Raw genomic sequence first — 9,245 nt, 5'->3', positions numbered from 1 at the left:
TAGGCGGACAGGATCTGGTTCTTGGTGTACCGCCGCTCCAGCTGCAGGGACAGGATGGCTTCCTGGATCTTGCGCTTCAGGGTCCGGTCCGGGGACAGGAACAGATTCTTGGCCAGCTGCTGGGTGATCGTGGATCCTCCCTGTGCCATCCGTCCCTTCCAGATGTTGGTCAGGATGGCCCGGGCAATGCCCACCGGGTCGATGCCGAAGTGGCTGTAGAACCGCCGGTCCTCGGTCGCCAGGATGGCGTGGACCAGGTGGTCGGGCAGATCCTCGGCCCTCACGTTCCGGCCCCGGAAATCGCCATAGCGGCCGATCATGCTGCCATCGCTGGCCAGAAGGGTGATGGCTGGCCGGTTGCCAAAGGCCACGATACCGTCCAGGGAAGGAATGTCCCGGGAAAACCAGGCCACGGTTGCCGTTCCCAGGATCATCAGCCAGATGGCGCAGACGGTGCCCCATTTCAGAAAGGGGCGCATAACCCTCCACAGGGCTGCGGCGCGGGGAAATTTTCCGGCTGGTGCAGCGCCGGATCTGCGACGGCCCCGACTGGTTCTGGAGGTGGATTTGCGGGGCACGGAACAGGTCCTGTTACTTTGTATTATTGAAACCGTCACCCTCCCTGGCAGAGCATTTTGACGACTCTGTGGCAGGAATTGCCTTGCGCGGCGGGGGAAAGGGATCGTAGTTTCAGCCCGGAAAGACTGCCGTACAGAGGAACCGATGACCGATACACAATCCCGGCGCGTGACTGACGAGGAAGCCCTGCACCTGCACGCCAGCGGCCGTCCGGGAAAGCTGGAAATCACTCCCACCAAGCCCCTGACGACCCAGCGGGACCTGGCGCTGGCCTATTCCCCCGGCGTGGCGGTACCCTGCCAGCGCATCGCTGAAAACCCTGACGCCGCCTGGGATTATACGACCCGGGGCAATCTGGTGGCCGTGATCTCCAACGGCACGGCGGTTCTGGGGCTGGGGGATCTGGGCGCGCTGGCCTCCAAGCCGGTGATGGAGGGCAAGGCGGTCCTGTTCAAGCGCTTTGCCGATGTGGACGGCATCGACCTGGAGGTGGACACGAGAGATGTCGAGGAATTCGTCAACTGCGTCCGCTTTCTGGGCCCCAGCTTTGGCGGCATCAACCTGGAAGACATCAAGGCGCCGGACTGCTTTGTCATCGAGGAACGCCTGCGCGAGCTGATGGACATTCCCGTGTTCCACGATGACCAGCACGGCACGGCCATCATCGCCGCCGCTGGCCTGATCAACGCCTGTGACATCACGGGCCGCAAGCCGGCTGATGTGCGTGTGGTCATCAACGGCGCGGGCGCGGCCGGCATTGCCTGTGCGGAAATGATTACGCTGGTGGGCGTTCCTCGCGGCAACATCACCCTGTGCGACACCAAGGGCGTCGTGTACCGGGGCCGGACCGAGGGGATGAACCAGTGGAAATCTGCCTTCGCCGTCGACACAAAGGCCCGCACGCTGACGGATGCCCTGAAAGGGGCCGATGTGTTCATGGGCCTGTCTGCGAAGGGCGCTGTCACCGGTGACATGGTCAAGTCCATGGCGGCAAGGCCGATCATTTTTGCCATGGCCAATCCGGATCCGGAAATCACGCCCGAGGAAGTGCGCCAGGTGCGGGACGATGCCATCGTGGCCACGGGCCGGTCCGACTATCCCAACCAGGTCAACAACGTCCTGGGCTTTCCCTATATCTTCCGCGGCGCGCTGGACGTGCGGGCCAGCACCATCAACGACGCAATGAAAATTGCCGCGGCCAGGGCCCTGGCCGCGCTGGCGCGGGAAGACGTGCCGGACGAGGTGGATGCGGCCTATGCGGGCCGGCGCCTGCGTTATGGGCCCGAGTACATCATTCCTGCGCCCTTCGACCCGCGCCTGATCAGCACTATCCCGCCCGCCGTGGCCCAGGCAGCCATGGATGCCGGCGTGGCCCGCAAGCCCCTGACCGACATGGCAGCCTACCGCAAAGCCCTGCGCGCCCGTCTGGATCCAACCGCCGACAATGTCCAGCTGATCCTGGAAAAGGTCCACTCCACGCCCGGCAAGCGTCGCGTTGTGTTCGCGGAAGGGGAGGAGGAGCGCACTATCCGGGCCGCGCTGGCCTTCCGCGCGGCGGGCTATGGCACTCCCATTCTTGTGGCCCGGGAAGAAGTGGTCCACGAAAAGATGAAAGCGCTGGGGGTCAACGGCAGCGGAAACGATCTGGAAATTCACAACGCCCGCCTGTCTGATGCCAATCCCCGTTATACCGAGTATTTGTACAGGCGCCACCAGCGCAGCGGCCTGCTGTACCGCGACTGCCAGCGCATGGTGAACCAGGACCGCAACGTTTTCGCTGCGCTGATGGTGGCGCAGGGTGAGGCGGACGCCATGGTCACCGGCCTGACCCGCAGCTTTTCCTCCAGCCACGAGGAAATCCGCCGGGTCATCGACGCCCGGGCGGGCAAGCGGGTATTCGGCCTGACGGTCATGGTGGCCAAGGGCCGCACGGTCTTTATTTCCGACACCACGGTGCACGAGCGACCGACGCCGGAAGAACTGGCGGACATTGCCATCCAGTCAGCGAACAAGGCCCGCCAGCTGGGGCACGAGCCGCGGGTGGCCCTGCTGTCCTTCAGCACCTTTGGCCAGCCGATGCGGGAGCGGGCGCAGCATGTCCGTGATGCCGTGGCTATCCTGGGAACACGCAACGTGAACTTCGAGTTCGACGGGGAAATGTCGGCGGACGTGGCGCTGGATCACGACCTGATGAAGCGGCTGTATCCCTTCTGCCGTCTGTCGGGTCCGGCCAACGTGCTGGTCATGCCGGCACTGCACGCAGCCAATATCTCGGCCAAGCTTTTGCAGAAACTGGGTGGTGGCCAGTCCATCGGCCCCCTGCTGGTGGGGCTGGAGAAATCGGCTCAGATCGTCCAGATGGGCGCTACGGTCTCCGACATCGTCCTGGCCGCGGCGCTGGCGGTGCACGAGACGTTGCCGTAGATCCGGGCCTTTTTTCCCCTCCCGCCGCAGGAAAGCAGGATGCCGCGCAGTAAAAAACCCCTCTTCCTTGCGGAAGAGGGGCTGGAATTTTCCTGAACGGAAGTTTTCCGTCAGGCAATTTCCTTCAGGTTGCCGGCAAAGCTTTTGCCCTTGCGCGGATCCTGTTTCAGTTCATAGGAAACCTTCTGGCCTTCACGCAGGGTGCGCAGGCCGGCTTCCTCAACGGCCGAGATGTGCACGAACACATCCGCAGAGCCGTCATCGGGCTGGACGAATCCGAAACCCTTTGTTGCGTTGAACCATTTTACGACGCCGGTTGCCATAGTCTTTCTCCTTGTCACCAGCTGTTGCCCGGCACAGAATTGTCTCCGGGCATCAGAACACCTTGGGATGGAAGAAAGAAACAACCCGTCAGGGATTTAGTCCAGTCTTTGCCTGACCCAATGTATTCGACGGGACTATGAATAGGGCTTTTTGCGGACAGATGCAAGAGGCAGAAAACTTGCAAAACCATCTGCACATCACTAACGTGCCCAAAAAATAGGCAATCGCGAAAGACCGGTATATACGCATGGCCATCCACATCGGCTCCATTCCTGTTGAGGATCCTGTCTTCCTGGCGCCCATGTCAGGGGTGACGGACATGCCGTTCCGCCGTCTGGTCAAACGGATCGGGGCCGGAGTCGTCGTGTCCGAGATGATCGCCAGCCAGGCCATGGTGCGGGAGGCCCGGCAGGCCCTGAAAATGGCCGAACACACGCCGGAGGAATATCCCATGTCGGTCCAGCTGGCCGGCTGTGATCCGGATGTGATGGCCGAGGCAGCGCGCCTGAACGCGGAGCGCGGGGCGAATATCATCGACATCAATTTCGGCTGCCCGGTCAAAAAGGTGGTCAATGGCCATGCCGGCTCAGCCCTTATGCGGGACGAGGTCCATGCCGCGAAGATTCTCACTGCCACGGTCAATGCGGTGAAAATTCCCGTGACCCTGAAAATGCGCATGGGCTGGGACCACAACAGTCTGAACGCGCCGCGCCTGGCAAAAATCGCGCAGGAGTGTGGCATCCAGCTGGTGACCGTGCACGGCCGCACGCGGCAACAGTTTTACGAGGGCAGCGCGGACTGGGCCTTTGTGCGGCAGGTGAAAGAAAATGTTTCGATTCCCGTCATCGTCAACGGAGACATCACGACGCTGGATGACGTATCAAAGGCCCTTGCGGACAGCGGCGCGGATGGCGTCATGATCGGTCGCGGGGCCTATGGCCGCCCGTGGTTTATATCCCAGGCCATGGCTTTTCTCAGAACGGGACAGAGGCTTCCTGATCCGTCCCTGTCTGTGCAGAAGCAGATGGTCCTGGGGCATTTCGAGGCGATGCTGGACCATTACGGTGTCGACACCGGTGTCCGCATTGCCCGCAAGCATGTCGGCTGGTACAGCAGGGGCCTGCACGGATCCGCCGATTTCAGGGCGGGGGTGATGGTGTTGTCCGACCCGGCAGAGATGCGCCGCCGGATTGTTGAGTTCTATGATACGGTCATGGGTACAGAAGTGGCACAGGCAGCATGAAAAACACGGGGGGCAAAAACAGGGGCGGGTTGCGCAGGGTGGTTGAGAAACACCTGCGGGACTACTTCGAGGCGCACGTGGACAACCTTCCGGCGTCAGGCCTGTACGACCGCGTGATCCGCGAGGTGGAGCGGCCCCTGATCGAGCAGACACTGCGCATGATGCAGGGCAACCAGCTGAAAGCCGCGGCGCTGCTGGGACTGAACCGCAACACCCTGCGCAGGAAGATCCAGGACCTGTCCATCCGGACGGGCCGGAAACAGGACCGGGAGATCGCGTGAGACTGTCTTTCCGCTTCGGCAGGAAACCGGTTGCTGTGCTGGTGGTGGCGGCACTGCTGTCAGGCCTTGCGACCTGGGCGGCCCTGACCACATCGGCTCCTGTGGGGGGGGATCCGGCCACGGTCCTGGCCCTGCTGCTGGTGGATCTGCTGATCCTGGTCCTTCTGGGCGCGGTCATCACCCGGCGCATCTGGGGTATCTGGCAGGAGAGGCGCCAGGGCATGGCCGGCTCCCGCCTTCATGTGCGCCTGGTGGCCGTGTTCAGTCTTCTGGCCGTGACGCCCGCCGTTCTGGTGGCCCTGTTCTCGGCTCTGTTCTTTCATCTGGCGGTCCAGAGCTGGTTCAGCGACAGGGTCAGGACGGCGGTGGTCGAGGCGCGCAGTGTGGCCCGCGCCTATCTGCACGAACACCAGCAGGCCCTGAAGGGCGACGCGCTGGCGATGGCCAGCGATCTGAACCGTGAGGCTTCGCGCCTGTCGCTGGACCAGGACAGGTTCAGACAGGTGGTGGATACCCAGGCGTGGCTGCGCGAACTGTCCGAGGTTCTGGTGCTCGAAGGACAGGGCAAGGTCATTTCCAGATCAGGCTATACCTTTTCACTGGAGATGGAGCCTATTCCCGAAACAGCCCTCAACAGGGCCCGCCAGGGAGAGCTGGTGCTGTTCGTCAGTGAAGGGGAAAACCGGGTGCGGGCCCTGCTGCGCCTGGACGGCTATGTGGATACGTTCCTGTATGTGGGGCGGCCTATAGACCCCAAGGTCCTGTCCCATGTCCAGGCTACGGACGAGGCAGTGAAAGCCTATACGGAGCTGGAAGGGCGGCGTTTCACGCTGCAGCTGGCGGTGACCCTGATCTATGGTGTTGTGGCCCTGCTGCTGCTGCTGGTAGCCATCTGGTACGGACTGGATTTTGCCAACCGTCTGGTCAAACCCGTCAGCGCCCTCATCAGGGCCACGGCGCGCCTGCGCTCGGGCGACATGTCTGTCCGGGTTGAGGAAAAGACCATGGTGGATGACGAGCTGGATCTTCTCAGCCGCGCCTTCAACCGCATGGCGGACCAGCTTCAGGCCCAGCGGCAGGATCTGGTGCAGGCCAATGACCAGCTGGACCAGCGCCGCCGCTTTACCGAGGCAGTGCTGGAGGGCGTGTCCGCAGGGGTTATCGGACTTGACCAGACGGCGGCCATCCACCTGCCCAACGTGTCAGCGCTGGGCCTTCTGGGAGTTACGGAACCTTCCTCTATCCTGGGGCAGAAGCTGACAGACATTCTGCCCCAGCTGGAAAATGTCATGGAAAAAGTCCGGCGCAATCCCGAAAAAATCATGGAGGACCAGGCGGAGATCCAGCGCCCGGGGCGGGGGGCGCGGACGCTGCATGTGCGTGTGGCCGCAGACCGCGACAGCGGGGGGATCAGGGGATACGTGGTCACTTTCGATGACATGTCGGACCTTTTGTCCGCCCAGAGGAAAGCCGCCTGGGCCGATGTGGCGCGACGCATCGCCCACGAGATCCGCAATCCGCTGACGCCCATCCAGCTGTCCGCCGAAAGGCTGCGGCGAAAATATATGAAGGAAGTGCAGTCCGATCCCGATGTCTTCCGCCAGTGCACAGACACTATCATAAGACAGGTGGAGGATATCCGCCGGATGGTGGATGAATTTTCCGCCTTTGCCCGTATGCCCCGTCCCGTGATGAAGGAGCAGGATGTGGCCGATCTGGCCCGCCAGGCGCTGTTCCTGCAGTCCACAGCCCATCAGGATACGGACTATACTGCGGACATCCCTGACGTTTCCGTGATGGCCGTCTGTGACGGTCCCCAGATGTCCCAGGCCCTGACGAACCTGCTGCAGAATGCGGCTGATGCCATCGGGGGCCGCCATGAAGCCGGCAATGGAGAAAAAACCCTGCCCCGCGGGACAATCACCCTGCGCCTGAAGGCGGGTAATGGCATGGTGACCCTTGTCGTCGAGGATAACGGCCGGGGCCTGCCGGAAGAGAACCGCGATCGCCTGACCGAGCCCTATGTGACAACGCGGTCCAGTGGCACGGGTCTGGGACTGGCTATTGTCAAAAAGATCATGGAAGACCACAATGGACAGGTGGTTCTGGCGGACAGGCCCGGCGGAGGAGCCGCAGTGACGCTGCTTTTCCCCGTGATGCAGACAGGTAACCCTGCCACAGGACAGGAAGCAGCCCATGGCGCATGACATTCTGATTGTGGATGACGAGGCGGATATCCGGTCCCTGGTGTCCGGTATCCTGGAAGACGAGGGCATGGCCAGCCGGCAGGCCGCCAATGCGGATGAGGCGCTGGCGGCTGTGCGCGCCCGCTGTCCCAGCCTGGTCATCCTGGATATCTGGCTGCAGGGCAGCCGCCTGGACGGCCTGCAGATCCTGGATGAACTGAAGCGCCTTCATCCCGAAATGCCGGTGGTCATGATCAGCGGTCACGGAAATATCGAGACGGCGGTGGCAGCCATCAAAAAGGGCGCCCACGACTTTATCGAAAAGCCTTTCCGGGCGGACCGCCTGATTCTGACGGTGGGCAAGGCTGTGGAGACGGCCCGCCTGAAGCGGGAGAATGAGGAATTACAGATCAGGGCCGGCGGCCCGGCTGAACTGCTGGGTGCGTCGGCGGCGGTCCAGCAGCTGCGCCAGGCGGTGGACAGGGTTGCGCCCATGAACAGCCGTGTGCTGGTGACCGGTCCGGCCGGCAGTGGCAAGGGCATGCTGGCGCGGCTGATCCATGGGCGTTCAAAAAGGGCGGAGGGGCCGTTCGTGGCCCTGAACTGCGCCGTCCTGCGGCCCGAGCATGTGGAGGCCGCGCTGTTCGGGACGGAAACTCCCTCCCGCGGGGCCCTTGGCGCGCACACGGTGGGCATCATGGAAAAGGCCCATGGCGGCACGCTTTTCCTGGACGAGGTGGCCGACATGCCTCCGGAGACCCAGGGAAAGATTGTCCGCGTGCTGCAGGAACAGACTTTCCAGCGCGTGGGCGGAAGCACGAAAGTCCAGGTGGATGTGCGCGTCATCGCCTCCACCAACCGGGATCTGGAGGCGGAGATGGCGGCCGGTCGCTTCGGCCAGGACCTGTATCACAGGCTGAATGTTGTGCCTCTGCGGGTTCCTTCCCTGGCCGAGCGGCGGGAGGATATCCCGGCCCTGGTCAGCCACTTCATGGCCCTGGGGGCGCAGGCGTCCGGACTGCCGCCCAGGTTCCTGAGGTCCGACGCCATGGCTGTCCTCCAGGCCTATGAATGGCCCGGCAATGCGCGGCAGCTGCGCAACGTGGTGGAGTGGCTGCTGATCATGGCGTCCGGCGATGCGCAGGAGCCGGTGGGGGCGGATATCCTGCCGGCGGACATCAGCGCCATTGCACCGGGAGTCATGACCTGGGACGGCGGTGCAGAGATCATGGGCCTGCCCCTGCGTGAAGCCCGGGAGATGTTCGAGCGCGAATACCTGCTGGCCCAGGTGACCCGGTTTGGCGGCAATATCTCCCGCACGGCGGCGTTTGTGGGTATGGAGCGCTCGGCCCTCCACCGCAAGCTGAAATCCCTGGGTGTTCACGGGGATGCGGACAAACAGGAAGCGGCGGGTTAGTGCACAGAAACTGAGGGTATCAGGGCGCGGTGTGGGCTGTTGCCGTGACAGGAAGACGCCCGGGCTTCCATTGATCCCTGCCTGCCGCAAGCTGGTCCCGGAGTGTGCGAGCTTCAGAAGCCGGCTTTCCTGCAGGCGGCGCCTCCAGGAATGTGGTCAGTGTCCCGGCCGGTCTGGCTTGTGGAGGCTTCAGACTTTTGGCCATGCGGGTTCCTGCTGCCCGGTCTGCAGCCCGCGTCACGCTGGACACCGCTGGTCTGGATGGTTCTGGGGAAGCGGGTTTCTGCGGCGGTTGTCCGGACAGAAGCCTCCGGTACTCATCCAGATTTTGCCAGATCTGCCGGCCATAGATCCTGTTTTCCGGTGACGGTATCCGTCCAATGAAGATTTCCAGTTCCGCGTCTGTGACAGGTATGCCCAGGGCTTTCGTATGCCCTTCCATTTTGTCGGGGCCGATGTGATAGGCCATGGCCGCCACAACAGGGTGTCCTCCGAACCGTTTCTTCAGCATATCCAGATACAGGGATCCCAGACGGATATTGTCCAGGGGGTCCTGAAGATTGACCGAATCCCAGTGAATGCCGTGTTTTTCAGCCACCCACTCTGCTGTTGAGGGCTTGATCTGCATGATCCCCACAGCGCCTTCGGTACTGTCGGGGCTGTCCGCCCGGCACCGGCTCTCATTCAGGCAAACAGCATTGACCAGGGCCGGGTCGTTGACCCCTTTCAGCAGATATGGCGGAAGAACCGGCAGTTTTCCGGGACGGGGGGCAGGGGGCGGTTTGATCCCG

At 62.8% G+C, this 9,245-nt stretch carries 7 protein-coding genes and 1 pseudogene; 5 read left to right on the top strand and 3 right to left on the bottom strand.

Translation table 11 applies throughout. From position 1 onward, the window contains the following. On the bottom strand, nt 1-578 hold a 578-nt coding region (locus M3O22_07040), incomplete at its 3' end, for a transglycosylase domain-containing protein (GenBank protein ID MDP9196500.1). Nucleotides 579-723: 145 nt separating this feature from the next. Here M3O22_07040 and M3O22_07035 point away from each other — a divergent pair. Next, a complete protein-coding gene (locus M3O22_07035; protein ID MDP9196499.1) occupies nt 724-3,003 on the top strand; it encodes an NADP-dependent malic enzyme in 2,280 nt (759 codons plus the stop codon). A gap of 110 nt (nt 3,004-3,113) precedes the next feature. Here M3O22_07035 and M3O22_07030 read toward each other — a convergent pair whose 3' ends face one another. Further along, on the bottom strand, nt 3,114-3,326 hold the full coding sequence (locus tag M3O22_07030) for a cold-shock protein (GenBank protein ID MDP9196498.1): 213 nt from the start codon (nt 3,324-3,326) through the stop codon (nt 3,114-3,116). Nucleotides 3,327-3,574: 248 nt separating this feature from the next. Here M3O22_07030 and dusB point away from each other — a divergent pair, with 248 nt between their 5' ends. The 4 genes and pseudogenes from dusB (at nt 3,575) to M3O22_07010 (ending at nt 8,454) form a co-directional block, all read left to right on the top strand. Continuing rightward, the gene (gene dusB, locus M3O22_07025; protein MDP9196497.1) at nt 3,575-4,570 is read left to right on the top strand and encodes a tRNA dihydrouridine synthase DusB; all 996 of its coding nucleotides are present in this window, start codon (nt 3,575-3,577) and stop codon (nt 4,568-4,570) included. A 41-nt stretch (nt 4,571-4,611) separates the two neighbouring features. Further along, nucleotides 4,612-4,851, top strand: a pseudogene (locus M3O22_07020) (nitrogen regulation protein NR(I)). Beyond that, nucleotides 4,848-7,058 (top strand): PAS domain-containing sensor histidine kinase, encoded by a 2,211-nt coding sequence (locus M3O22_07015; protein MDP9196496.1) that lies wholly within the window; start codon nt 4,848-4,850, stop codon nt 7,056-7,058. The pseudogene M3O22_07020 and the gene M3O22_07015 overlap by 4 nt, the downstream one beginning before the upstream one ends. Then, complete coding sequence (locus tag M3O22_07010) at nt 7,048-8,454, top strand: sigma-54 dependent transcriptional regulator (protein MDP9196495.1); 1,407 nt, start codon at nt 7,048-7,050, stop codon at nt 8,452-8,454. Before M3O22_07015 ends, M3O22_07010 begins: the two co-directional genes overlap by 11 nt. Nucleotides 8,455-8,473: 19 nt before the next feature. Here the strand turns inward: M3O22_07010 and M3O22_07005 are convergent. Then, the coding region (locus M3O22_07005; protein MDP9196494.1) for a transglycosylase SLT domain-containing protein at nt 8,474-9,245 on the bottom strand (772 nt) is incomplete at its 5' end.

The organism is Pseudomonadota bacterium (assembly GCA_030775045.1).
GTDB lineage: Bacteria > Pseudomonadota > Alphaproteobacteria > JALYJY01 > JALYJY01 > JALYJY01.
Note: the sequence above shows the minus strand (reverse complement) of the source record. Positions and strands in the feature narration are given on the sequence as shown.

What these genes read in the sequence shown, in the direction of transcription:
- M3O22_07035 (MDP9196499.1), top strand. Translation starts at nt 724, where the DNA reads ATGACCGATACACAATCCCGGCGCGTGACTGACGAGGAAGCCCTGCAC.
- M3O22_07030 (MDP9196498.1), bottom strand. Translation starts at nt 3,326, where the DNA reads ATGGCAACCGGCGTCGTAAAATGGTTCAACGCAACAAAGGGTTTCGGA.
- dusB (MDP9196497.1), top strand. Translation starts at nt 3,575, where the DNA reads ATGGCCATCCACATCGGCTCCATTCCTGTTGAGGATCCTGTCTTCCTG.
- M3O22_07010 (MDP9196495.1), top strand. Translation starts at nt 7,048, where the DNA reads ATGGCGCATGACATTCTGATTGTGGATGACGAGGCGGATATCCGGTCC.